Source organism: Saccharospirillum sp. ABV4_185 (assembly GCF_056159245.1).
Genome location: NZ_JBSWUW010000001.1, coordinates 502,644 through 527,608 on the forward strand (window position 1 = coordinate 502,644; position 24,965 = coordinate 527,608).

25 protein-coding genes are annotated in these 24,965 nt (G+C 54.8%); 4 read left to right on the forward strand and 21 right to left on the reverse strand.

Annotated features, from left to right (window positions below; translation table 11 throughout):
• Positions 1-58: 58 nt before the first annotated feature.
• The 11 genes from ACXAE6_RS02245 to murJ all read right to left on the reverse strand — a co-directional run bounded on the left by ACXAE6_RS02245 (position 59) and on the right by murJ (position 10,755).
• Positions 59-532, reverse strand: coding sequence for a type IV pilin protein (locus ACXAE6_RS02245; protein ID WP_475143913.1), 474 nt, complete (start codon positions 530-532; stop codon positions 59-61).
• A 25-nt stretch (positions 533-557) separates the two neighbouring features.
• Positions 558-1,235 (reverse strand): pilus assembly PilX family protein, encoded by a 678-nt coding sequence (locus ACXAE6_RS02250; RefSeq protein WP_475143915.1) that lies wholly within the window; start codon positions 1,233-1,235, stop codon positions 558-560.
• The gene (locus ACXAE6_RS02255; RefSeq protein WP_475143917.1) at positions 1,235-2,272 is read right to left on the reverse strand and encodes a PilW family protein; all 1,038 of its coding nucleotides are present in this window, start codon (positions 2,270-2,272) and stop codon (positions 1,235-1,237) included. The genes ACXAE6_RS02250 and ACXAE6_RS02255 overlap by 1 nt, the downstream gene beginning before the upstream one ends.
• A gap of 12 nt (positions 2,273-2,284) precedes the next feature.
• Positions 2,285-2,743, reverse strand: coding sequence for a type IV pilus modification protein PilV (gene pilV, locus ACXAE6_RS02260; RefSeq protein WP_475143919.1), 459 nt, complete (start codon positions 2,741-2,743; stop codon positions 2,285-2,287).
• Position 2,744: 1 nt separating this feature from the next.
• Positions 2,745-3,299 carry a GspH/FimT family pseudopilin gene (locus ACXAE6_RS02265; RefSeq protein WP_475143921.1) on the reverse strand — a complete coding sequence of 185 codons (555 nt, stop codon included), beginning with the start codon at positions 3,297-3,299 and terminating at the stop codon, positions 2,745-2,747.
• 126 nt (positions 3,300-3,425) lie between these two features.
• Positions 3,426-4,373, reverse strand: a complete 948-nt coding sequence (gene ispH / locus ACXAE6_RS02270) for a 4-hydroxy-3-methylbut-2-enyl diphosphate reductase (protein WP_475143923.1) — start codon at positions 4,371-4,373, stop codon at positions 3,426-3,428.
• Entirely contained in the window at positions 4,363-4,803 is a 441-nt protein-coding gene (gene fkpB / locus ACXAE6_RS02275) for an FKBP-type peptidyl-prolyl cis-trans isomerase (RefSeq protein ID WP_392800413.1), read from the reverse strand. The genes ispH and fkpB overlap by 11 nt, the downstream gene beginning before the upstream one ends.
• Before the next feature lie 2 nt (positions 4,804-4,805).
• Complete coding sequence (gene lspA / locus ACXAE6_RS02280) at positions 4,806-5,324, reverse strand: signal peptidase II (protein WP_475143924.1); 519 nt, start codon at positions 5,322-5,324, stop codon at positions 4,806-4,808.
• The gene (gene ileS / locus ACXAE6_RS02285; RefSeq protein WP_475143926.1) at positions 5,317-8,136 is read right to left on the reverse strand and encodes an isoleucine--tRNA ligase; all 2,820 of its coding nucleotides are present in this window, start codon (positions 8,134-8,136) and stop codon (positions 5,317-5,319) included. Before ileS ends, lspA begins: the two co-directional genes overlap by 8 nt.
• A 57-nt stretch (positions 8,137-8,193) precedes the next feature.
• The gene (ribF, locus tag ACXAE6_RS02290; RefSeq protein ID WP_475143928.1) at positions 8,194-9,114 is read right to left on the reverse strand and encodes a bifunctional riboflavin kinase/FAD synthetase; all 921 of its coding nucleotides are present in this window, start codon (positions 9,112-9,114) and stop codon (positions 8,194-8,196) included.
• Between the two features lie 75 nt (positions 9,115-9,189).
• On the reverse strand, positions 9,190-10,755 hold the full coding sequence (murJ, locus tag ACXAE6_RS02295) for a murein biosynthesis integral membrane protein MurJ (RefSeq protein WP_475143932.1): 1,566 nt from the start codon (positions 10,753-10,755) through the stop codon (positions 9,190-9,192).
• A 171-nt stretch (positions 10,756-10,926) separates the two neighbouring features.
• Here murJ and rpsT point away from each other — a divergent pair, with 171 nt between their 5' ends.
• Positions 10,927-11,196, forward strand: coding sequence for a 30S ribosomal protein S20 (rpsT, locus tag ACXAE6_RS02300; protein WP_108164189.1), 270 nt, complete (start codon positions 10,927-10,929; stop codon positions 11,194-11,196).
• Between the two features lie 71 nt (positions 11,197-11,267).
• On the opposite strand, the gene ACXAE6_RS02305 is transcribed toward rpsT, so the two are convergent.
• Positions 11,268-12,098, reverse strand: a complete 831-nt coding sequence (locus ACXAE6_RS02305) for a pirin family protein (RefSeq protein WP_475143934.1) — start codon at positions 12,096-12,098, stop codon at positions 11,268-11,270.
• A 101-nt stretch (positions 12,099-12,199) separates the two neighbouring features.
• Between ACXAE6_RS02305 and ACXAE6_RS02310 the strand changes: the two genes are divergently transcribed.
• Positions 12,200-13,099, forward strand: a complete 900-nt coding sequence (locus tag ACXAE6_RS02310; protein ID WP_475143936.1) for a LysR substrate-binding domain-containing protein — start codon at positions 12,200-12,202, stop codon at positions 13,097-13,099.
• Positions 13,100-13,287: 188 nt separating this feature from the next.
• Here the strand turns inward: ACXAE6_RS02310 and ACXAE6_RS02315 are convergent, their stop codons facing one another.
• The 5 genes from ACXAE6_RS02315 to grpE all read right to left on the reverse strand — a co-directional run bounded on the left by ACXAE6_RS02315 (position 13,288) and on the right by grpE (position 19,994).
• Entirely contained in the window at positions 13,288-14,565 is a 1,278-nt protein-coding gene (locus ACXAE6_RS02315) for a hypothetical protein (RefSeq protein ID WP_475143938.1), read from the reverse strand.
• 663 nt (positions 14,566-15,228) lie between these two features.
• Positions 15,229-16,029, reverse strand: a complete 801-nt coding sequence (gene dapB, locus ACXAE6_RS02320; RefSeq protein ID WP_475151697.1) for a 4-hydroxy-tetrahydrodipicolinate reductase — start codon at positions 16,027-16,029, stop codon at positions 15,229-15,231.
• A 128-nt stretch (positions 16,030-16,157) separates the two neighbouring features.
• A complete protein-coding gene (gene dnaJ / locus ACXAE6_RS02325; protein WP_475143940.1) occupies positions 16,158-17,282 on the reverse strand; it encodes a molecular chaperone DnaJ in 1,125 nt (374 codons plus the stop codon).
• Between the two features lie 116 nt (positions 17,283-17,398).
• Positions 17,399-19,312 carry a molecular chaperone DnaK gene (dnaK, locus tag ACXAE6_RS02330; protein WP_475143943.1) on the reverse strand — a complete coding sequence of 638 codons (1,914 nt, stop codon included), beginning with the start codon at positions 19,310-19,312 and terminating at the stop codon, positions 17,399-17,401.
• Positions 19,313-19,403: 91 nt separating this feature from the next.
• Entirely contained in the window at positions 19,404-19,994 is a 591-nt protein-coding gene (gene grpE, locus ACXAE6_RS02335) for a nucleotide exchange factor GrpE (RefSeq protein WP_475143946.1), read from the reverse strand.
• Positions 19,995-20,221: 227 nt separating this feature from the next.
• On the opposite strand from grpE, the gene recN reads away from it, so the two are divergent.
• The gene (gene recN / locus ACXAE6_RS02340; RefSeq protein ID WP_475143949.1) at positions 20,222-21,895 is read left to right on the forward strand and encodes a DNA repair protein RecN; all 1,674 of its coding nucleotides are present in this window, start codon (positions 20,222-20,224) and stop codon (positions 21,893-21,895) included.
• 96 nt (positions 21,896-21,991) lie between these two features.
• On the opposite strand, the gene fur is transcribed toward recN, so the two are convergent.
• Positions 21,992-22,399 (reverse strand): ferric iron uptake transcriptional regulator, encoded by a 408-nt coding sequence (gene fur, locus ACXAE6_RS02345; RefSeq protein WP_392799345.1) that lies wholly within the window; start codon positions 22,397-22,399, stop codon positions 21,992-21,994.
• Positions 22,400-22,505: 106 nt separating this feature from the next.
• Here fur and ACXAE6_RS02350 point away from each other — a divergent pair, with 106 nt between their 5' ends.
• The gene (locus ACXAE6_RS02350; protein WP_475143951.1) at positions 22,506-22,781 is read left to right on the forward strand and encodes an outer membrane protein assembly factor BamE; all 276 of its coding nucleotides are present in this window, start codon (positions 22,506-22,508) and stop codon (positions 22,779-22,781) included.
• Positions 22,782-22,790: 9 nt separating this feature from the next.
• On the opposite strand, the gene ACXAE6_RS02355 is transcribed toward ACXAE6_RS02350, so the two are convergent.
• From ACXAE6_RS02355 to ACXAE6_RS02365, 3 genes are read right to left on the reverse strand one after another with little or no spacing between them, the layout of a single operon-like run.
• Entirely contained in the window at positions 22,791-23,093 is a 303-nt protein-coding gene (locus ACXAE6_RS02355) for an RnfH family protein (RefSeq protein WP_475143953.1), read from the reverse strand.
• A 4-nt stretch (positions 23,094-23,097) separates the two neighbouring features.
• A complete protein-coding gene (locus ACXAE6_RS02360) occupies positions 23,098-23,529 on the reverse strand; it encodes a type II toxin-antitoxin system RatA family toxin (RefSeq protein WP_392799336.1) in 432 nt (143 codons plus the stop codon).
• 35 nt (positions 23,530-23,564) lie between these two features.
• Positions 23,565-24,938 (reverse strand): hypothetical protein, encoded by a 1,374-nt coding sequence (locus ACXAE6_RS02365; protein ID WP_475143958.1) that lies wholly within the window; start codon positions 24,936-24,938, stop codon positions 23,565-23,567.
• Positions 24,939-24,965: the final 27 nt, after the last annotated feature.

Sequence of the window (24,965 nt, forward strand, 5' to 3'; positions counted from 1 at the left end):
GGGCGGTATTGTCCGGCAAAGACCGGGTCAGGACAAGTCCGAGCCCTTAAGCGCGGGCTTACCAGCAGGGATCGTCCGGCCCGGCCTGGTTTTGTTGACCGTTATGATCGTAGGAACGTTTGCGACTGAGATGGTCGAGGGTGAAGATGGCGCAGTCGGTATCGGCTTGCTGACTACCCCCGGCGACGGCAATCACTTTGAAACAGGGATCGGCGGTGCAATCGAGCTGCACATGAGATGACCCAGTCGAAATATTCAGTGGGGTCTCGCCACCCACAACCATGCTCAGTTGATAATAATCCTGCTTCAATAAGGTCGTATCCAGTTCGGCGGTATCGCTGGTGAAATGCCCGGCACGGGTTTTTAATTGTTGTTGCAAACTGGCCACAGTCGTTAACAAGCTGACCGCTTCAGTACGTCGCGATTGACGCACCGTTTGCTGGTAGCCCGGAATAACCAGCGCTAACAAAATGGCAAGAATGGCCATAACCATCATTAGCTCGATCAGGGTAAATCCCCGTTGTTTGTGCATCTCAATCCTCCTTGATTGAAATATCTCAGGGTGCAAAACGCAGCGGTATTTCACGCCAGCCAAAACGACCTTTACCTGGGCTATATAAAACCTGGGTCATCACTCGCGCCTGTTCGCCGCGGCCCAAGGTATAAGCGGTGATACGGAACAACGGCTGCCAGTGACTGAACTGAAATTGATGAGCGTTGTTGACGCTCGGGTCGGTGTTGTCGATGGGTATAAAACAGCGCCATTCGATCAAGCCATAGACCGGTACCGAGTCGGCGGCGGCAGAAAATTCGAGTTCCGACTGCTGATTCTGACCTGAGCTTAACCAGCGAGACGGATCCTGAAACCATTCATCCTGCGCACTGCGCGCCGACAAAATACATTGATCAGCCTCATCAGCTTCGAGGGCGGCATTGTAGCTGCCATCGAAGCATCGTCCTTGTAGACACTGGCTGGAAAAACAATGATTGGAGTCAGTTTCACACAGCTGACCGGCCGCATTGATCTCAAAATCGGCCAGCCTCAAATCATCGACGATGTTCGTCAGTGCCGCTTCTGTCCACTGCAAACTGCGATTGCGCTCACTCAGATGACCGCTCAGTTGCTGCTCCATAGTCGCCAACTGCATGGCCGCCACAGCGGCAATACTGAGCACCAACATAAACACCAGCACCAGAATCAACACCACGCCGGATTGCTGTTTGACTGCACGCATCACCAGCCTCCATTGTGCAGATAAACGCTGCTGGATAACGTCGTAGAAAGCGTTGTGGAAAGTGCCTCGTCGCTTTCTAGCGAAGACTCCGAGCTGACCGTGACGCTTAGCTCAACGACCACAAGCTGAGAAAAATCCAACACGCTGGACGCCTTAATCTGCTGGGCATCAACAAAGCGGTCGACGATGCCATCGCGAGGGTTGTCGGTGTCCAGGCCATACAGCAGCTGTAGATCATCGACACCTTTGAGCAGCATCTCGTCGTTTGCGGTGGTATTGATTTGCCCCAGCTCGTTACCGGCGTTGTCTTTATTGCGAATTGCATAGCTACGCTGCTGCAACGGATAGAGCATGGAACCCGGTGCATAGGTTGGCTGAACGTCGGCATTGCTGGTATCTGAGCAGGTAAAATTGCCTCTCAACCGATGCGTGCAATTGTAGTTATTACGTTCGTTTGACTCCGGCGGTAAGGTCGTTACTGCTAGCGAGGTATTGCTAATCCGGGTGGCCCGGAAAATGGCCATATTGGTACAGTTGCTATCGACCAGCACCATAATCTCACCATCGTAACCGCTGTCGAAGCGGCTGCCGCTGGCCAGAGTGAGATAGGTTTCGCTGCCATTACTCGTCTGATTTTCGACACTGAAGGCGGCGTCGGTTTCGAGCAAAGTCAGGGTGATGACATCGGTGCCAACTACGACATCATGATCAGGATCGTCGATATCATCTTCAGCGCTTATTAAAGGAAACAGTGAGAAATAATCTTCGCTGTCGGGTCTGACCAAATTGGCAATATTCAATAGACCGGATGGGCAACCCACGAAACCGACCTGTTTTAAGTCCGCCAAAATAATATCCATGGCCAGGCGCGCTGTTTCCTGCAACCGCCCTTGCTGTTGCAACAAGGCGTGACTGCGCTGACTGTTGATCAAAGCCAACGTCACCGTGCTGATGATCAGCAACGACAGCGCCATGGCGACCAGCAATTCAATCAAACTAAAACCACTAGCGCCTATTGTCTTGGGTGAAGATTGCATCCCTACCCTCACTTACAGCCGGGTGATAAAGACCGCCGCTGGCTGACCCTGTCCGCCTTGGCCGGGCCAATCCATCGATAACTTAAAACGGTGCCCCTTACGCTCTAAACGGGCGCTCACTCCGGGCAGTGTGCCCTTGAGTTGCTCCAGCCAAAGCGCCAGATCGCGCTGGGCAATTTGCGCTGCGCTGCAATCCTGGAGGTCACAGTCTGGCTGCGACGGCAGGTTGCCCTGGCCGTCGTAATTAAAAAGGTAGTCATTGCCGTTAAGCGCCTGGTGACGATTTGCTCGTAATCGCTCGAACAAAGACTCCGCCATTACCGCAGCGCGGCTTTGATAAAGCGCTTCGTTGCTGATTTGCAAGGCCCGGGTTTGTAACTGGGCATAACCGAGGAAACCGATAGCGAGGAGCACGACGGCAATCAAAACTTCAATCAGCGTGGCGCCATTCTGTCTTGCTGAAACCTTCATCTCAGCTTGCCTGAGCACTGCAGTGTCTATCACCAGCCACTTCAAAACGAAAGCGCCCGGTGCTCGACACCACCACACATTGCAAATAGCCAATATCGTTGTTGCGTACCTGAAAGGTGCCGTTATTGCCGGGACTGCGACCTTGGCGGTTAAATCGAAGGGTATAGGACTGGTTATATGTCAGGTCAGCATCGGCGGGAGTGTCTTCATACACCGACAGCACTCGTTCAGCTGGCTGATGTTTGCGATCTTCATTTAAATCAATAAACACAAACCAGCCAGCGGACCAGTCTTTGGCCGGGCTAATGCAGCGTAAATCAGCCGGTTCGGCAGTAAACAGATTATTAGCAGCCCCACAGATAGTGACGGGCAAACCCAGGGTCGTGGCCTGATTACGCGCCGACATCAAGGCGGCAAACAAATCATCACGCAACCGATCGGCACTTTGAAATTGAATCAATTGACGGTAGCTGGGTAACGCCATGGCGCTCAGTATTGCGAGCAGTGCCAGGCTCACCAGCAATTCGATCAGCGTCAGTCCTTTCGCTGTGTGCATGCCTTTCATCCGTGTCAGGCGTGGAACAAACAGGCTAATCGAGCGGTGGTCGAAAGGGCAGCGGTGAGAGACGGTCAGCCGTTAAATTTGCCAACCGTTTCATGTTTTGCGTCGAGAGAGTCCGGTCTAACCCAGATCCTTCATGCGCAGTTCGCGGGGGATGGAGAAGGTGATGTTCTCGGGGATGCCATCCAGTTCGATGGGAGCTTTAGCGCCGATGGCTTTTAATCCATCCAATACCTGAGTCACCAGAATTTCCGGAGCGGAAGCGCCGGCTGTCACGCCAATGCGTTGTTTGCCTTCGAACCATTTGGCCTGCAACTGGCTGGCGTCGTCGAGTAGATAGGCTTCGCAACCCATGCGTTCAGCGAGCTCGCGCAATCGATTGGAATTGGACGAATTCGGGGAGCCAACGACCAATACGATGTCGCATTCGGCAGCAAGGGTTTTCACCGCGTCCTGGCGATTCTGAGTGGCGTAGCAGATGTCGTCTTTGCGCGGTCCCTCGATCAGCGGGAAACGCGCACGCAGGGCATCGATGATACGAGCGGTGTCGTCCATCGACAGGGTCGTCTGGGTGACATAGGCCAAACGGCTTTCATCACGCACCGGCAGAGTGGCGACGTCGTCTTCGTTCTCGACCAGGTAAATATCGCCGCCCTGGCTGTGATCGTACTGACCCATGGTGCCTTCGACTTCCGGGTGGCCACGGTGACCAATCAGAATGCATTCCATACCGTCGGCGCTGTAGCGCGATACTTCAAGATGCACCTTGGTCACCAGTGGGCAGGTGGCATCGAACACTTTCAGACCGCGCTTGTCGGCCTCGGTCCGCACTGCCTGCGACACGCCGTGAGCAGAAAAAATCACCAGTTGATTGTCCGGTACTTCGTCCAGCTCATCGACAAAAACAGCACCGCGCTGGCGCAGATCGTCGACCACGAATTTGTTGTGCACCACTTCATGACGCACGTAGAGCGGCGCACCATAAAGCTCCAATGCCCGGTTAACGATATCGATGGCGCGGTCGACTCCAGCGCAGAAGCCGCGCGGATTGGCCAGTTTAATGTCCATCAGTCGCGCTCTCTATAGCGAGAATTTCCACTTCGAAGTCCAGCGATTTGCCGGCCAAAGGGTGGTTGAAGTCCACTGTAACAAAGTCGCCTTCGATTTCCGCAATAACGCCGGGTAACTCATTGTTACCGGCATCAGCGAACGACATCACCATGCCCGGCTCGATGTCGGCGCCGAACTGGTCACGCTTGAAGGTCTGGAGGTTCTGCGGATTGTGCTGACCGAAAGCATCTTCCGGCTCAACACGGACGGTGCGATGGTCGCCCACCGCCAGGCCCAGCAAATGACGCTCAAAGCCTTCCGGCAGGTTGCCATCACCGATGGTCAGCGTCGCTGGCGCTTTCTCAAAGGTGGTGTCCACCGTTTCGCCGCTGTCCAGACGCAACGCAAAATGCAGGGTGATGGTGGCGTTTTCCTGAATCACGTCCATGCTCAACTCACCGCTCCGCGACGTCGTTTTTCCAGCCAGAAGGCATCAATTAATATCATGATGGCACCAACGGTAATGGCGCTGTCGGCAATATTAAAGGCCGGAAAATAGCTATTGCCCCAGTGGGCGTGGATAAAATCGACCACGTAACCCAGCGTCACCCGGTCGTAGAGATTGCCCAGCGCGCCACCGAGAATCAGCGACAGCGCGATGGACACCCAGCGATCGGTCGGCTTGAGCCGCATAATCCAGAGCACCAGCAGAATCGAGACAGCCAGCGCAATCAACACAAACAACCAGCGTTGCCAGCCACCGGCCGCGCCCAGAAAACTGAACGCCGCGCCGCGATTATGCAGCAAGGTGAAATCGAGCACCGGCAGAATCGGCACCGGCTGACGATAGGTCAGCAACTCCACCGCCAGCGATTTGGTCCACAGATCGACCGCTATAACGATGGCAGCAATCACCAACCACAGCAGTTGACGCGGACCGTTTGGAAACAGCTTATTGAGCTTAGGCAAAGTAACGCACCTCACCACTGCCAGCGACGTTCTCGACGCAGCGACCACAGAGCTCCGGGTGCTCCGGATGCAGGCCAACGTCCGGACGCTGGTGCCAGCAACGCTCGCACTTCGGTTGTTCGGAGGCGACGACCGCCACTTTCAAACCTTCCAGATCGGTATCGATGGCATCGGCCGGCGCATCTTTCAAATCGGCCAATTTGGCTTCACTGGTCAAAGTGACAAAGCGCAACTCTTCACCCAGTTCCGCCAGGGCAGCCTTCAACTCACTGTCACAGTAGAGCGTGACTTCCGCTTTCAGACTGCCACCAACACGGCCTTCGTTACGCGCCAGTTCCAACACCTTGTTGACGCCTTCTTTGGCGGCCTGAACCTGGGCCCAGAAAGCGCCGTTCATCGGTTCGCTGTCGGACAGCGTGGCCAGACCTTCATACCAGGTTTGCTCAAACACGCTCAAACTGCGTTCGCCAGGCAGATGCTGCCAGAGTTCGTCAGCGGTAAAGCTGAGGATGGGTGCAATCCAGCGCACCAGAGCTTCCAATACGTGATAGAGCGCGGTCTGGCAGGAACGGCGCGCCAAGGAATCGGCCTGGGTGGTGTACTGGCGATCCTTGATGATATCCAGATAGAAACCACCCATATCCAGCACGCAGAAGTGATGGATCTTCTGGTACACCTGAACGAACTGGTAGTTGTCGTAGCAGTCAGACAGCTCCTGTTGCAAGCGGTAAGCGCGATCTACGGCCCAGCGATCCAGCGCCAGCATCTGCTCCGGTTCGACCTGATCTTGGGCTGGATCGAAACCGCTCAGGTTGGAAATAAAGAAACGCGCGGTATTGCGGATGCGCCGATAAGCATCGGCGGTGCGATTGAGGATTTCCTTGGACATCGCCATCTCGCCGCTGTAGTCGGTCGAGGCGACCCAGAGCCGCATGATGTCGGCGCCCAGGGTGTTGAAGATTTCTTCCGGCTCGATGCCATTGCCCAGCGACTTGGACATCTTGTGTCCTTTCTCGTCGATGGTGAAACCATGCGTCAGCACCTGCTTATAAGGCGCGCTGCCATTGATAGCGACGGCGGTTTTCAGCGACGACTGGAACCAGCCGCGGTGCTGATCCGAGCCTTCCAGATACATATCCGCCGGATACTGAGCCAACTCCGGCCGCTTGCGCAACACGGTGTCGTGGGTGACGCCGGAATCAAACCAGACGTCGAGCGTATCGGTCACTTTCTCGTACTGATCGGCATCGCTGATGACGTCGGCCAGATCCAGTTCCCACCAGGCATCCATACCTTCTTTTTCGACGCGCTCGGCAACCGCCTCGATGATGCGCGGCAGTTCCGGATGCAACTCGCCAGTCTCTTTATGAGTCACAAAGGCGATCGGCACACCCCAGGTGCGCTGGCGCGAGATACACCAATCCGGGCTTTGTTCCATCATCGCTTCGATGCGGTTCTGCCCCCAGCCTGGCACCCAGCGCACGCCCTTGATGGCGTCCAGCGCCTGGCCACGAAGGTTTTGCTTGTCCATGCTGATAAACCACTGCGGCGTGGCGCGGTAGATCAGCGGCGTTTTGGTACGCCAGCAGTGCGCGTAGCTGTGGGTCAGTTTGCCTTCGCTGAGCAGGCGGCCATGTTCTTTGCACACTTCGATGATGTGCGGCTCGACTTTATAAACGTGCTCACCGGCAAACAGCTCAACGTTGTTGCGATAGACACCACCGTCATCGAGCGGATTCAGCGTTTCAATGCCATAGCGCTGACAGATCAGAAAATCGTCCATGCCGTGATCGGGCGCGGTGTGGACCAGGCCAGTACCGGCGTCCAGAGTGACGTGATCGCCGAGCAATACCGGGATGTCACGCTTGTAAAACGGATGGTCGAACAGCAGTCCTTCCAGCACCTGACCTTTGGCGCGAGCCAGCACTTCGACCTTGTCCAGACCCTGGCGCTCAGTCGCTGCTTCGAGCAGACCTTCGGCGAGGATCAGCCGCGCCGGCGCGCCATCGACCTCGGTTTGCAGCAACACATAATCCAGTTCCGGATGCACAGAGATGGCCTGGGAAGCCGGTAAGGTCCAGGGCGTTGTGGTCCAGATGACCGCACCGATCTCACCTTCGCCCGCATCAGTACCAAAGGTTTTCAGGACCGCAGCCGGATCCTGAGCCGCATAACGCACATCGATGCTGAACGAGGTTTTATCTTTGTATTCGACTTCGGCTTCGGCCAAAGCTGAACCACCCACCACACTCCAGTACACCGGTTTAAAACCGCGCACCAGATGACCGCTCTCGGCGATCTTGCCGAGCGCGCGAATGATGTCAGCTTCGGTCTGATGATTCAGCGTCAGGTAAGGGTTTTGCCAATCACCAAAGACGCCCATGCGGATAAAGCCTTTACGCTGGTTGTCAATCTGACCCAGCGCATAAGCACGACATTCGGCGCGGAAGGTTTTGAAGTCGACTTTGTCGCCGGCACGGCCGATGGTGGTCTCGACTTTATGTTCGATCGGCAGGCCGTGGCAGTCCCAACCCGGCACATAGGGCGCATCGAAGCCGATGAAGCTCTTCGACTTGATGATGATGTCTTTGAGGACCTTGTTAACCGCGTGGCCGAGGTGCAAGTCGCCGTTCGCGTACGGCGGACCATCGTGCAGAATGAACTTGGGACGACCTGCGCTGGCAGCGCGAATACGCTGGTAAATGCCGTTCTGCTCCCATTGAGCCAGCATTTCCGGCTCACGCTTGGCCAGGTTGCCGCGCATCGGGAAATCCGTCTGCGGCAAATTCAGTGTCGCTTTATAGTCAGTCATGGAGGTCGGTCACTTCGGTCAATGGGCCTGTCACAGGCAACCGGGGGTTGGAAGGATTCATAAGCCGCTCACATCAGCGGTTTCTAACCAGGCCCGTGCGGCCTGGATATCGGTCTGGATCTGGTTTTTCAGGGCGTCAAGACTAGCAAATCTTTCGATGCCTCGCAGCCGCTGCCATAGCTGCACATCGAGGCGCTGGCCGTACAAATCAAGGTCAGCATCGAACAGGTGCACTTCAAGCCAGTTACGTTCATCACCTACGGTCGGTTTAGGCCCCAAATTGGCAACGCCCGGCAACCAGCGATCGCCCACCCGGGTGCGCACAGCAAAGACGCCATTAGTGGCCAGCTTGGGATGATTCATCAGGATATTGGCGGTTGGCACTCCAATAGTGCGGCCCAGTTTACGGCCGTGAACAACCCGGCCGCTTAGCGTATAGGGCTCGCCCAGCAATTCGGCGGCCTCCTGCAGATGGCCCTCCGCCAGGCTGGTGCGAATGGCTGTACTGGAGACACGATCATCACCCAGGCGTTGTGACTCCAACTGCTGCACTTCGAAGTCGTATAGGCGCAGAAAATCGACATCGCCGCGGCGGTCATTACCGAAGCGGAAATCATCACCCACCTGAACCCAGCGGGCATTCAGGCCGTCAATCAACACATGCTGAACAAAATCGGCAGCCGACATGGCGCGCAAAGCGGAATTAAAAGACAGCACCACGAGCTGATCAACGCCCATGGCACCAAGCCGCCGAACTTTGTCGTTCAAGGCGGCCAGACGAGCTGGAGCGCCCTTGGGATCAAAGAATTCGCGCGGCTGAGGCTCAAAGGTGACAACAGTGGATGCCAGCCCACGAGAGTGAGCCGCTTCATTAAGCGCTTCGATTAAGCGCTGATGTCCCAGATGAAGGCCATCGAAACTGCCAATGGTCACGGCGGCCGGCTGGCCGAGTGGTCGAGGTCGACGACTGATACGCATAGCGATCTGTGGTGGCGAACAGGGCCGCGCAGTATACAAAAAAGTGCCGATGGCGTCTTCCGTCAACGCACAGTTTCAGTGCCCCGATAAATGACGCGGACGCCCACCAACCAACCACCAGACGATGGCAAAGACCAATAGACCTTCGACAACCAGCAGCGATACCCGCCAGATCCGTCCTGAAATGTCAGCCGGCAACGTCATCCACTCCTGGCTCATCACGCCGAACAACGCCGCAGCCATGACGGCCGAGGCAAAGAGCGCACGCAGTGTGGCAGGCAACCAGAGTGCCGTTTTGGGTAATCTGCGCTCGCGCGCCAGAGTCCAGGCCAACATGCCAGCGTTCACCCAGGATGACAGCGCCGTCGCCAAAGCCAAACCAACGTGCGCCAACGGCAGGATCAGTAAGAGGTTGAATACCATGTTCAACGACATCGCCCAGATGGCAATGCGCACTGGCGTGCGAGTGTCCTGACGCGCAAAGAAAGCGGGCGCCAGTATTTTGATCAACATAAAGGCGGGCAGCCCAACCGCGTAGGCCATCAAACTGGCCGCACTGCGGCTAACGTCATAAGCCGTAAAGGCCTGATATTGAAACAAGACCGTCAGTAAGGGTTCCGCCAAAACAACAAGTGCCGCCATGGCGGGTAAACCGACGGTCAGCACTAATGCCAATGCCCAGCCCAGCGTTCGCTTAAAGGCATCCGGATCATTGGCGCTGGCCTGACTGGAAAGTCGCGGTAAAAGCACCGTCCCGATGGCAATACCGATCACACCCAATGGCAACTCTGAAAGACGATCGGAATAATACAACCAACCCACTGAACCGTCGGCCAGCAAGGAAGCCAGGACGGTATCCAACAGCAAGTTGATCTGACTGACTGAGACTCCAAACAACGCCGGTACCATCAGCACGGCTATACGTCTAACGCCTGCATGACGGGCACGCCAGTTGAGCGGCTGCCAAACGCCCAGGCGGATCAGCGAGGGCCATAACCAGAGCCATTGCAGCGCGCCCGCCGCCAGAACACCTATGGCAAGGCCAGTCATCGGCACATCGAACTGGGGCGTTAACCAAAACGCAGCGCCGATCAAACAAAGATTCAGAATGACCGGGGTAATGGCTGGCGCGGCAAAACGATTGTAGGTGTTGAGTACCGACTGCCCTAAAGCAGTCAATGAAATAAACCAAAGATAAGGAAAGGTAAGCCGGAGAAAGTCGGCTGTTTGCGCCAATTTGACGCCATCGTCATGAAAACCAGGGGCAAACAGCCAGGCCACAACGGGCGAAGCAACCATGGCAACGACGGTAATCAGACCCACCACCGAACCCAGCGCCACCTGAGTGGCTGCGACCAGACGTCGCACGCCAGCATCACCTTCTTCCTGCCGAATCTGGCTCAGTACCGGGATAAAGGCCTGGTTAAAGGCCCCTTCTGCAAACAAGCGCCGCAAAAAGTTCGGCACTTTAAAGGCAACAAAGAAAGCATCCATGGCTCCGCCGGCACCAAACAGCACGGCGAAGACAACATCGCGTGCCATCCCCAACACCCTTGATGCCATGGTCGCGGACGCTACGACAATCGAATGACTCAACAAGCCTTGTCGGCCTTTAGTGCGCTTTGAGTCGGCTGCAGCCATGTCGATTCGATCCGTGGTCAGAAGGGCGAAGCGGCCCAGTCTAGCCGATCCAAGCACCCGGCCGGAAGCGAAGAAGCAAGTCTACGCAGGGCAGCATTGACAACAACCGAGTGAAACCCTAGAATCGCGCCCCTCGAATTTGACCCTCAAGACAGTTGAAAGGAGCTGCCCGTGGCAAACTCTGCTGGTTCCAAGAAACGTGCTCGTCAGGCAGTGAAGCGCCGGGCGCACAACGCCAGTCAACGATCCATGGTTCGCACCTACGTAAAGAAGGTTGTGAAGCAGATCGAAGCTAAGAACTACGATGAAGCGTCCAAGGCCCTGACGACCGCACAGCCGGTTATCGATGGCATGGCCCGTAAAGGCATCATCAGCAAGAACAAAGCGTCTCGCACCATGAGCCGCCTGTCCGCTCGCGTTAAAGCACTGAAAGCTGCTTAATTACCGACCGGAAACGAAAAAACCCGCCTCGGCGGGTTTTTTTATATCTGAACAAGACGTCTGGTCGGCACTCAGAAACGACCTTCGTTGAAATCCGTAATGGCCTGCTGGACCTCTTCAACGGTATTCATCACGAAAGGACCGTACTGAACCACGGGCTCGTCAATCGGATCCCCCGCGACCACCAGCAAACGGGTATCCGGCGATAACGAACTGACCTCAATGTAGTCTCCCTCACCCAGAATACCCAAATGACGTTCCGGCAGTTGCGTTCCCGCCAGCTCAGCAGAGCCCTGGTAGACATACACAAAAGCCGACTTACCGAGCGGCACTTCGACGCGCTGACTGGCACCATCGTGCAGATGAAAATCCAGATAGAGAGGATCGGTCACCACGTCCTCCACCGGACCTTCGACTCCCTGGAAGTTACCGACCAGCACTTTGACCACGCCATTATCCAATTCAACTTCAGGCACGTCTTCCGGCCGGATGTCCTGATAACGCGGCGCGGTCATCTTGTGCGTCGACGGCAGGTTCACCCATAGCTGAAACCCCCACACCGGTCCATCTTCCTGGTTAGGCATTTCCTCATGGACGATGCCGCGCCCGGCCGTCATCCACTGAATGGATCCTGGCGCCAGATAGCCAGTATTGCCCTGATTGTCCCCGTGGCGAAAGGCGCCCTTCAACATATAAGTGACGGTTTCAAAGCCCCGGTGCGGGTGCATCGGAAAACCGGCCATATAATCCGCTTTATCGTCGGACTTGAATTCATCCAACATCAAAAATGGATCCAGGTTACGGACGTATTGGTTACCGATAACCCGGGTCAGTTTGACACCGGCACCGTCTGACGTCGGAATACCTTTGGCAATTTGTCGAACACTACGCTCTTGGCTCATCTCGTTCTCCTGCCGTTTATTGAATGACACCAAAGTAAGCATTTGCAGGCTCGGCTGTAAGCGGAATATATTGCCCCTTCACTTCAAAAATACTGAATGCCATGGCTCATAACCCTATATCGCTCGACCTGCTCCGTGCACTGGACGCCATTGATCAACGCGGCAGCTTTGCCGCCGCGGCACAAGCGCTGCACAAAGTGCCATCGGCACTGACATACACCGTTCAGAAAGTTGAGCAGGACTTAGGCGTCGACTTGTTTGATCGATCAGGTCATCGAGCCAAGTTGACGCCAGCAGGACGCCTCGTTCTGGAAGAAGGCCGTGACATCCTGCGTGATATGGACAGCTTGGCCAATTCAGCCAAGAAAATTGCCAGCGGCTGGGAACCCGAACTTCGCATTGGCGTAGATACTTTCTACGAAGCCAGCCGGTTATTCCCTTTGATCGGCGCATTCAACAACGAACACCCCTATATCAAGATTCACCTTCTGCACGGTTCGCTATCCGGAACCTGGGAAATGCTGATCAACGGCACCGCGGACATGATTCTATCTGCCAGCAACCTTGATCCTAAGCTGGAAGGCTACGAAACCAGAGAACTGGGCGAAACCAGGATGATCTTCGTTGTCGCCAGCGGACATCCACTTGCTGAACGCGCTTGTGAAGTCGTGGTCAAAGAGATTGAAGAATTCCCAACCATTGTGGTTCGCGACACCACCCAACTGATGACACCCAGAACCGTCGGCTGGACCCGACAAAACAAAGTCATCACGGTGCCGACCATGAGCGACAAGATTGAGGCTCAAAAGGCAGGACTGGGTGTTGGCTACTTACCTTTGCATCGTATTCAGGAAGAACTAAATAACGGAACACTGGTACAAGTAAAGGTCGATGCCCCGGAGAATAAGGACACTGCCATCGTGGCGTGGAGAAAAGGTGTGCGCGGGGAAGCTTTGAAGTGGTTTTTGGAACGGATTGATGGCGGGCAATTAGGATTGTAGTCGCAACACTTTCCGAGTGTATCTTCTGAGTATCGCTCTGCACCGGAACTGGCGAAAAGCAGGACTTCAATTTAGAACACACCGCAACCAGCGTTTTAACGGTAATTCTTTAGCATTATTCCGGTCGATAGACACAAAAAAGCCGCCCCTAAGGGCGGCTTCGTTTTTAAGTTTAGACTCGGTCTAAATTAGAATGCGTAGGAAGCGCCAACTTTCAGCTTGTTTTCCACGATGCTAAAGACAGAATCTTCACCATCTTGGAAGTCATAGTCAGCAGCGTACTTCACACCGTTGTCTTGAGTATAGGAAACGCCAGCACCCATCTGAGGACCAAGGTCGTCAGAGAAGTCTGCTTCAGTGTAGAAAGTAGCGTCAACATAGGCACCGATCGGGCCATCTGCATAGGCAACTTCAACCATTACACTATCCATATAATCAATCAGATCGATATCAGTGAAATCAGCAGCATTCTGATCAGAATCGCTGTTCAGAGTAGAGAACAGGTACTCACCAGTTACAGTGATGGTATCGATAGTATACGCAGCACCGACCAACAGCAGCATGCTGTCATCAACGTTAACGCTGGAAGCGTCCAGGTCCATACCTTTAACATAAGCAGTCAAGGCAGCCATCGGAGTCACTTCAACTTCGAAGCCGTATTCAGAGAAAGTTTCTTTCTCTTCGGAATTACCGGCACCAGGAAGACCATCTGCAGTGTTAGGTGCTACATAGGTGTTATAGGCCGCTTTCACAGAGAACATGTCAGCAGTATAAGTTACACCAGCACCCACATACACGTAGGCATCAGCACTGTCAGGAGCTTCGTCAGAAGCGCGGAACTGAGCTTCAGCACGGTAAGACAAAGCATCAGCTGTACCCGCATAGGCAGCAGCAACACCGTAGTCTGTACGGGCAGTGTTTGCTGCGTTGTTATCCTGACCTTCAATCTGAACTTGCAGGCCGTTCATGGTGTAACGAATACCAGCATCAACAGGTGCGCCTTCGTCCAGCTCTGTATCAGTACCACCGATGATGTTCTGAGAGTCACCCATGTCGTAAGCATACTCATGAGTTTCAATCAGACTACCAACTTGACCGAAGGAGATTGCACCATCAGTTACAATCAGATCTTCGATAACGAGACCGAACTCACCATCGTCTGAAGTGTCCGCATCACCAGAAGCATCGTTTGCAGTCAATACGATGTTCGCAGAGAACGGACCGTTAGTTACAGTATTGGTGACTTCCAGACCCCAGGCTTCACCGGCAGTCTGAGAATCGAAGTCATCGCCTTCGTCCAGATCTACGTCTTTAGTTTCGCCTTCGAAATCGTATACAAACACAGCTTCCATGGAGCCAACGGCACTCCAGGAAAATTCGGTGTCGCCTTCAGCGTGTGCCTGAGCAGAGATAGCAGCAGCCAGTGCAGAAATCGCTACACCAGAAGCAATTTTGATCGCTTTCATTCAAGATTCCCCTTTTTTTATTTAACTGGTTTGGTGACCAGACTTTCTCGATGAATCATGACTGACACTTGAGTCGGTACGCTACCGATTTGGCAACCAATAACGACACACGAATCTAACGTCAACCAGGACCCTTGTTATCGTTGTATCCTGCTATACGTATATTACAACCGCATTGCAGAGTCAAAACGTTACCGGAGGAAAACGTCTCTGCAGCTAGGCTACTCCGGGCGGACAGGCGATTCAACATCGGCTCCTGGTAGAGTGCACTAGTGCATTCGAGGGTAAGGCAGATTGGTAGCTGTCGATTAGTAAATCGACATCGCACCGAAGCCCTTCCACCCCGGTTCGCTCCTTGCTCCGGGCTTGATCGAGAATGCCTCAATCAACGTCCGAGGCCTATCAAACCAGAGCCTCAGAGGGTGGTCAACCCATTTTTTTGCGTTTTTTTGACGTTCGTCAGTCGAATTTTCATTGGTTGTCCAAAAACCAGAAAATGGCCTGGAAGCCGCATGGAATCTGGATTGCACTCAATCGACAAAAATCGCCATCGACAGTTGAGCAACGACTCCTGAGGTTTTGACGGCTGACAAACCATTAAAACGTGCCGCATACAATGGCATTTCGGACAAATTCAGGCCTGCATTTCAAGCGCCTGAACGCTTAATTTTTCAATGCAAGTACGTCTTCCATGTCGTATAAACCGGCCGGCTGATCGACGAGCCAGGCAGCCGCTCTTAATGCGCCGCGGGCAAAGGTTTGCCGGCTGCTGGCCTTGTGGCCAATCTCTAGGCGCTCGCCTTCACTGGCAAACAAGACAGTGTGCTCACCAACAATGTCACCGGCTCGGACAGTAGCGAAACCGATGGTGTCATCACGACGAGGACCTTCCTGCCCTTCCCGACCATAAACAGCACAGTGTTTCAAATCGCGCCCCAAAGTCTCGGCCACTGCCTCCCCCATCCGCAATGCTGTGCCGCTCGGCGCATCCACTTTATGACGATGATGGGCTTCAATAATTTCAATATCACTGTCGTCACCCATGACCCGGGCAGCGGTCCGCAGCAGCTGCAACGCCAGGGTGACACCAACACTGTAATTTGCGGCAAAGACAATACAACGCTGTTTAGCGTGCTGCGCCATTTGCTGCAGTTGCTCATCGGTAAAGCCGGTCGTACCGATAACTACGGCCACATCGGTGCCTGCTAATTGATCCAGATGATTCAACGTCGCCTGCGGTGTCGTAAAATCGATAACCACATCAGCGGAGCGAAGGGCCTTAATGGCTGTTTCAGTAGCAACGCCCAATCGACCAATACCCGCCAACTCACCAGCATCGACACCGGCAAGGCTCGACGTCGGCGATACGGTTGCTGCTACCAACTGGGTTGCATCGTTACTGGATACAGCTTGAATCAGCGCGCGGCCCATACGGCCAGCGGCGCCGGCAATGGCAATATTCAACATCGGAAGGTCCCCAAACTCTGTGCATGACTGACAAACGAAGGGGGATTATAAGGAAGGGTAAAGCTTCCGGATACGGCCCAGAATGAGCCGATCCGGACAGGTCAGCACAAGCCGACCTTAAAGGATTACATTTCTTCGAAGAACTTTTTCACACCATCGAACCAACCTTTGGTCCGAGGTGAATGCTTCTTACCGTCATTAAGACTGGCGCTGAGTTCTTCCAACAGCTCTTTCTGGTGCGCAGTCAGATTCACTGGTGTTTCCACAGCAACCCGGCATAACAGATCACCGGTAGCGCCACCACGCACCGACTTAACGCCTTTGCCGCGCAGACGGAACAACCGGCCGGTTTGTGTTTCAGCAGGAATCTTCAGTTTCACACGACCATCGAGTGTTGGCACTTCCAACTCACCACCGAGGGCGGCTTCTGCAAAACCAATCGGCACTTCGCATAAGAGGTTGGTGCCTTCACGGTCAAAAATCTCATGCTTCTTAACATGTGCTTCCACATAGAGGTCACCGGCAGGCCCCCCGTTACGTCCCGCTTCGCCTTCGCCAGACAGACGAATGCGGTCACCGGTGTCGACCCCGGCCGGAATTTTTACGTTCAGGGTTTTGGTTTCTTCTTTGACACCACGACCATAGCAGCTGGTGCAAGGATCCTGGATGATCTGACCGGTACCGGAACAGGAAGGACAGGTTTGTTGCACCGCAAAGAAACCTTGCTGCATACGCACCTGACCCATGCCGTTACAGGTTGAACAGGTAACTGGCTTAGTACCCTTTTTGGCACCGCTGCCTTCACAGACATCGCAGTTAACCAGGGTTGGGATATTGAGTGTCTTCTCGGTGCCACGGACGGCTTCTTCCAGGGTCAGCTCCAGGTTGTACTTAAGGTCTGAGCCGCGCTGCACACTAGAACGACGGCCGCCACCGCCGCCAAAGATGTCACCAAAGACATCGCCAAAAATATCGCTGAAGCTGCCGGCGCCAGCACCGCCGCCACCGCCAAAGCCACCCTGACCATCAACCCCAGCATGCCCAAACTGATCATAAGCCGCCTTTTTCTGCGGGTCGGCCAAAACCTCATAGGCTTCCGACAGTTCTTTAAACTTGGCCTCACTTTCGGCATCGCCCGGATTGCGGTCCGGGTGATACTTCATCGCCATACGGCGATACGCCTTCTTAATCTCTTTTTCGTCCGCACCGCGTTCGACACCGAGGACTTCGTAGTAATCTCGCTTGGACATTGCCGCTTGAGCCTTTGTTCAGCTGATATTCCAAAAACAGGACGGCTCCGGAGCGCAGAACACCCCGGAGCCGATGCGGCTGCAACCGCAGTTGCAGCCAGTCGCCAGAGGCCGACTTACTTGTTGTTTTTTACTTCTTCAAACTCAGCATCAACGGCATCGTCGGAAGAAGCCGAAGAAGCGTCCGCACCAGCAGCTGCGGCATCCGCACCCTGCTCGGCATACAGCTTCTGAGCCAGAGCAGCAGAGGCTTCACTGAGCGCTTCGGTCTTGGCATTGATGGCTTCAATGTCATCACCTTTGAGCGCTTCTTCCAGCTCTTCAGCCGCTTTTTCGATGGCCGCTTTTTCCTCGTCAGTTGCTTTGTCGCCAGCATCTTTCAAGGTTTTACGCGTAGCGTGGACCAAGCCATCACCGGTGTTACGGGCCTGCGCCAACTCTTCGAACTTACGGTCATCCTCAGCGTGTGCCTCAGCATCTTTCACCATACGATCGATTTCGTCGTCGTTCAGACCTGAGCTGGCTTTAATAACAATCGACTGCTCTTTGCCAGTTCCCTTGTCTTTGGCAGAGACGTTCAGGATACCGTTAGCGTCAATATCAAAGCTGACTTCGATCTGCGGTACACCGCGCGGTGCTGGCGGGATATCGGCCAGATCGAAACGGCCCAGCGATTTATTCTGGCTGGCCATCTTGCGCTCGCCCTGGACCACATGAATGGTCACAGCGCCCTGATTGTCATCGGCAGTCGAGAACACCTGGCTCTTCTTGGTCGGAATGGTGGTGTTCTTCTCGATCAGAGACGTCATCACGCCGCCCATGGTTTCGATACCCAAGGTCAGCGGAGTAACGTCGAGCAGCAGCACGTCTTTGACGTCACCTGACAGCACAGCACCCTGAATAGCAGCACCAATGGCAACGGCTTCATCCGGGTTCACATCACGACGCGGCTCTTTACCGAAGAAGTCAGCAACACGCTTCTGCACCAATGGCATACGGGTCTGACCACCGACCATAATGATTTCATTAATGTCGGAGATTTCGTGATCGGCATCCTGTAAGGCAGCTCGGACCGGTTCCAGTGAACGCTCAACAAGATCTTCAACCAGCGATTCCAGCTTGGCTCGAGTCACCTTCACATTCAGGTGTTTCGGGCCAGACTGGTCGGCCGTGATGTACGGCAGGTTAACGTCGGTCTGCTGGCTGGAAGACAGCTCAATTTTGGCTTTCTCAGCGGCTTCTTTCAGACGCTGCATCGCCAGCGGATCGCCTTTGAGGTCGATGCCGGAATCTTTCTTAAAGCTTTCTGCCAGATATTCGATCAGGCGCAGGTCGAAATCTTCACCACCGAGGAAGGTGTCACCATTAGTGGCCAGCACTTCAAACTGGTGCTCGCCATCGACTTCAGCGATTTCAATGATGGAGATATCGAAAGTACCACCACCGAGGTCATAGACCGCCACGACACTGTCGCCACGTTTTTTGTCCATGCCATAGGCCAGCGCAGCTGCGGTTGGCTCGTTGATGATACGTTTGACTTCCAGACCCGCAATGCGACCGGCGTCTTTCGTCGCCTGACGCTGAGAGTCGTTGAAGTACGCCGGTACGGTAATAACCGCTTCGGTCACTTCTTCGCCCAGATATTCTTCAGCCGTCTTTTTCATCTTTTTCAAGACTTCGGCGGAAATCTGCGGCGGTGCTTTCTTGTCGCCTTTTACCTTAACCCAGGCGTCACCGTTGTCGGCTTTGACGATCTCGTACGGGACCATCTTGATGTCCTTCTGGACAACATCGTCCTCAAAGCGACGACCGATCAAACGCTTAACAGCGTAGAGGGTGTTGGTTGGGTTAGTGACGGCCTGACGCTTAGCCGGTTGTCCGACCAGCGTTTCATCATCATCGGTGAAGGCCACAATGGACGGGGTGGTACGATCGCCCTCGGCGTTTTCGATCACCTTCGCCTTGTCGCCTTCCTGAATGGCCACACACGAGTTGGTGGTTCCCAAGTCGATGCCTATGATCTTGCCCATTTTAACTGACACTCCGTAGTTCGTTTAACTGCTTGCTTGGCTATATGTGAGCGGCTGTTTCGAATTCAAGACCCTGCACAGCGCAGGGTTATTAAGCGGTCTCATTAATACTCTGGCCACCACCGCCGGAACCTTTGCTGACCATCACCATGGCCGGGCGTACCAGACGCTCGTGCAAGGTGTAGCCTTTTTGCATCACGGCGATAACGGTATTCGGCTCAACATCCGGGTTTTCAACCATGGACATGGCCTGATGCAGCTGAGGATCAAAAGGATGACCCTGAGGATCAATCGCTTCGACATTCAGCTTATCGAAGGTATCGAGCAGCCCTTTCAGGGTCATCTCTACACCTTCTTTTAACGGTGCGATCTCATCGGTCTCGGTTTCGATAGCGGCCAGCGTACGTTCAAGATTGTCCGCTACCGTCAGCATTTCCTTGACCAGTTTTTCCTGCCCAAACTTGTGAGCATTTTCAACGTCTTTTTCTACCCGGCGACGCAGGTTGGCCATTTCAGCTTCAGCACGCAGGTATTGTTCATGATTTTCCTTAGCCTGCTGTTGAGCAGCAGCCAACTGCTCTGCCAGCTCGGACGTTGCGGCCTCCTCAGCGGCGGCTTCCGGGGCAGCCTCTGCAGGTGCAACGTCTTCCTGGGTCTCTACTGATTTATCTTCGCTTGCCATCATCGGATCCCAAATTTAAATATTCCGAACTTATCCGGCCGTGACCGGGCGATAAAACCACCCTCCACACTGCATCAGTGCGAAGTGATTGGTGAGTTAGCTGGCCGAATTAATTGGGACTGGACCTGCTATTTCAAGGGAATAGCACCGCTGTTAATAGCGCTGCTTGAAATCACGCCAAGAACACTGTACATATAGCCAGTATTCGACCTATCTGGGGAGCACCCATGCTGCAGAGTCTGGTTATCCGTAATATCGCCATCGCCGACAATATCGAAATCGAATGGCAACGAGGCATGACCTCCATTTCCGGCGAAACCGGTGCCGGCAAATCCATCTTGCTCAACGGCTTATCACTGGCGCTGGGTGAACGTGCCGATTCGGGCATCGTTCGCCACGGTGAAAAACGCGCTGAAGTCACCGCCAGCTTCCATGTCGCCCGTATTCCGACGGCCAAAACCTGGTTGTCGGAGCGCGACCTCGACCAGGGCGACGACTGTATCCTTCGCCGTACCGTTTCCGCCGAAGGCCGTTCACGCGCCTACATCAACGGCCAGCCTGTTCCGTTAAGCGAACTGAAGGCCCTGGGCGAATGCCTGATCGACATCCACAGCCAGCACGCCCATCAGTCCCTGTTACGCATCGATACCCATCTGCGCCTGCTGGACGAATACGCCGGCCAGGAAGAGTTGCGCCAGTCAGTCCGCGAAGCCTGGATCAGCTGGCAAGGACACGCCCGCAAATATCGCCAGCTTAAAGACAACTCCGATGAAAACGCCGCTCGCCGGCAATTGCTGGAATATCAGGTCGATGAGCTGCAACAGCTGGCCTTACAGAGCGGTGAAGTGGAGGATCTGGAACAGGAGTTCAAGCGTTACAACCAGACCGAGAATCTGGTTAACGAAAGCTATGCCGCTCGACAGTTGCTGGAAAATGAAGACGGCAATGATGCGCTCTCCGCGTTAAAAAACGCCCTGCAACGACTGACCAGCCTGGAAGATCCCCACCCGCGCTTAACTAACGCCATCGGCCTGCTGGAAAGCGCCTTAATTCAAGCGCAGGAAGCCAGCGGCGATCTGGACAGCTATCTGGAAAGTTTCGAAGTGGACGCAGCGCGAGTACAGGAAGTCGAAGACCGTCTGGACCGTATTCATAGCCTGGCCCGCAAACACCAGATTCGCTCAGAAGCATTACCTGAGCACAGCCAGGTATTGGCCGAGGAGTTGCACAGCCTGACCACCGATGCCGAAGATCTGGAAGGCATGGCCGAGGAAGTTAAACGACTGGAAGCTGAATACCGCGATCAGGCAACGGAACTGAGCACACAACGACGCCAGGCAGCCGAACGCTTTGCGGCCGAAGTCATGGACAAGCTGGATCAGCTCTCTATGCCCGGCGCCCGCTTTGCGGTGCTCTGCGAATCACTGGAAAAAGCCACGCCGGACGGTCTGGATAGAGTTGAGTTCCAGGTCAGTATGAACCAGGGGCAACCGCTACGGCCGCTGGCCAAGGTCGCGTCTGGTGGTGAACTGTCACGTATCTCCCTGGCCATTCAGGTGATCTGCGCGGAACACTCCACCATTCCAACACTGGTATTCGATGAAGTGGATGTCGGCATCAGTGGCGCCACCGCAGAAATCGTCGGCCTGATGTTGCGCGCTGTGGGTGAGCGCGGCCAGGTCATCTGTGTGACGCACCTGCCACAAGTCGCAGCCCTGGGTCACCATCATTGCGTCGTCACCAAACAGCAGGAAAGCGATCGCACCCGCACGGATATCCACCCCATTCAGGACAGTCGGCGCATAGATGAAATCGCCCGCATGTTGGGCGGCATCGACATCACCGCTCAGACTCGCGCGCACGCCGAAGAAATGCTGATGCGCCATCAGCGGCAACATTGATTGTTAGCAGCAATAGATAGGTTCAACAGACAAATAAGAAGAGAGTATTCACCCTGGCTTAACCAGGAAAAGCAGCCAGGGTGAATTTAAAGCAGCTTACTTCTTGGAACGAACGTACAGCACCAGGCTGTGATCGACCAATTCAAAACCATGTTCTTTGGCAATGGCATGCTGACGCTCTTCGATAACGGAATCGACAAACTCCACCACTTCACCATTCTCAATATTTACCATATGGTCGTGATGCTCTTCGCTGGCCAGTTCATAGACTGAATGGGTGCCATCAAAATTGTGCTTCATCACCAGACCAGCAGACTCAAACTGAGTCAGCACCCGATAAACGGTTGCCAGCCCAACATCCTCGCCACCGTCCTGCAGCGCTTTATAGACTTCTTCGGCGCTCAGATGACCATCCGGATTGCTTTCGAACATCTGAAGAATTTTCAGCCGGGGTAAAGTCACCTTCAGACCCGCCTTTTTGAGCTCCTGATTTTGTGTTGTCACTTATCGTCTCCTTGGGTCGGTGTTACACTGCGCTGCGCCCGAACAGGGCACTTTATATATTGAGGATGATAACGATTTGAACCTGAAAAGCACAAAGTTAATTGCAATGGCGATCATAGTCATCACGCTGAGCGCCTGCAGTTTCTTTCAGCCCTACCAGCCCGAGTTAAAGCAAGGTAACTATATCCGCCCGGAACAGCTGCAACAGCTGGAAACCGGCATGACTCCGGATCAGGTGCAATTTCTGCTGGGCACACCCATGCTGACCGGCGAACGCCCTCAGCAGCGTTGGGTTTATCCGCTGCAGCAAGACGATGGCCAGTTTGAACATCTTGAAGTTGAATTTGAAGGTGGCCAGGTCAGTCGGATTAACCGCAGCTAGTCATCCCTATTAATCTGATTTTTCCTGACGGGCCTTGGCTGCTCGATTGAGCCGGGCCTGTTTGGGGTCGATCAGCAGCGGCCGATAAATTTCCACACGATCCCCTGCACTAAGCTCTGTCCCCTCCGGATCCGACAGTTTACGGCCGAAAATGCCCAATGGGGCGACCGCGATATCCTCATCGGGAAACTCCCGGGCAATACCACTGAGGCGAACAGCCTCGGCAGCGTTGGTACCGGCCGGCACATCCAGGGAAACGATCAACTGCTTTTCGGGTGTCGCGAACGCCACTTCAACCGCAATACTGTCCATAACCTCAGCCATAGAGTTCATCGGCGCGCTGCACGAACGCATCCACCATGCGATCGCCCAACTGGCGCAATATTGGCCCAAACGCCATCGCCATCAAACGTCCATCGGTTTCGAACGACATATCCAATGCCACCCGGCAGCCTTCGTCGCCCAGCGGCGTTATGGTCCAAAGGCCGGTTAAACTTTTCAGTGGCCCTTCCACCAATTGCAACTCGATGCGATGCGGTCGCTCCAGTTGATTGCGCGTTACCAAGGTCCGTTCAATTCCGGCTTTGCGAACCACCAGGCGTCCGACCATGTGCGTCTCGGACGATTCAATTTCCTGCGCATCGACAATGCCATCCAGAAACTGAGGATAGGCCTCAACATCGTTGATCAGGTTATAGAGTGTTTCGGCGGAATGAGGCACCAGGGCGGTGCGATGAATCTCTGTCATGACAACCTGTCTGGCCAGAAGCCCGCAGCGGGGCCTTAAAAGCGAGGATAGATGGATTGATGGCGCAGCCAGTCAAACAATCGCCACAGCACCAACAGCAGGATGGCCACAGCGAGTATTTGAGTGGGGCTGGCACCGCCAAAGCCCAACGTAGCGCGCACGAATACTAACGCAACCGCTACCGGGATCAAAACCTTGACCGCCAATCGCCAGGCCAAATAGCGCCCGCCAGTACGGGGGTTTACCTGCTTAAGAACCTGATTGGGCGATAATCCCCAACCGACCCAAAGCGTCGTCAGCAACGCCATGGCCGGCGCCACCAGCGAAAACGCAAAGCGGCTGAACAGCTCGGTCAACGGCAGGCCATACCAGGTCAGACGCGGTTCAACCCGGGCTGACAACTGCAGCAGCAGCGCCAGTACCAAGGCCGCAGCCAGACCGGCAATCAGCCAACGCCGGCTGCTACGGCCGGTATGCACCAATGAAAAGTGCAGCAACAACGGCAAGCTGCCGAGCGCGCCGACAACCGATCCAACCGCCACGAAAGTCGCCCAGGTCGGCGACAGACCATCACTCTGCGCCAGTTGAGCGACCAAAGCCTGCAACACTACGCCGGCTTCTGAGCCGGTGATATCAGTCTGTGCCAAGCCCGTATGCAAGGTCGCAACAATCACCAGCCCCAAACACAGATCAAACAGCTGAGCTGCCAACACCCAGCGTCCAGTGGGCAGACTCAGCGGCAGACGGCTGCCGATCAGATACCAGACCATAAAGCCGGCCATCGAGGAGGTCAGAGCGTATTGCAGCGCCTGTATGGTTTCGCCGACCCCGATCGGATGCCAGTTCCACTGTTGCAGCAAAGCCACCACTTCGGGCAGTTGCACCAGCATCAAAATCAGACAGAGCGGCAATACCAGGGCATAGACCAGGGCCGCGCCCGTCCAGGCAAAGATCGCCACGGCGCCCAGCAGCATAACCTGCAGAAAAATCAGGGCGATCAGACGCTCGTTCTGCAACCCCAACTCGTACCAATACAGCACCCGATCCAGACGATCGAAACCAGCGACACGACCGGTCAAACCATCCCAACCCACCGCCAAGGTCCAACTGGCGTTGTAGAGGTTAATCGCCAGCACACACAACACCGCTGCCAGCAAACACACCAGCAAGGCTCGCGCCCAGGGGCGACCGCGGCGTTCAGTGGCCAACTCAACAGGCGACACACCCTGATAACGCCCGGCCACCAACTCGGCATGCAGCAGCGGTAAGACAATCACCAGCTTGAACACGGCGTACAGCAACAAAAAGCTAAGCTCGCCGGACCGGGCCGCGTGCACAGGCAACAACAGGAAATCGGATAGACCGATCTGACTGCCGAACAGGATCAGCAAAATAAGCATTTGATTCATGGTCGCCAGTATAAGCGTCCTGCCTTG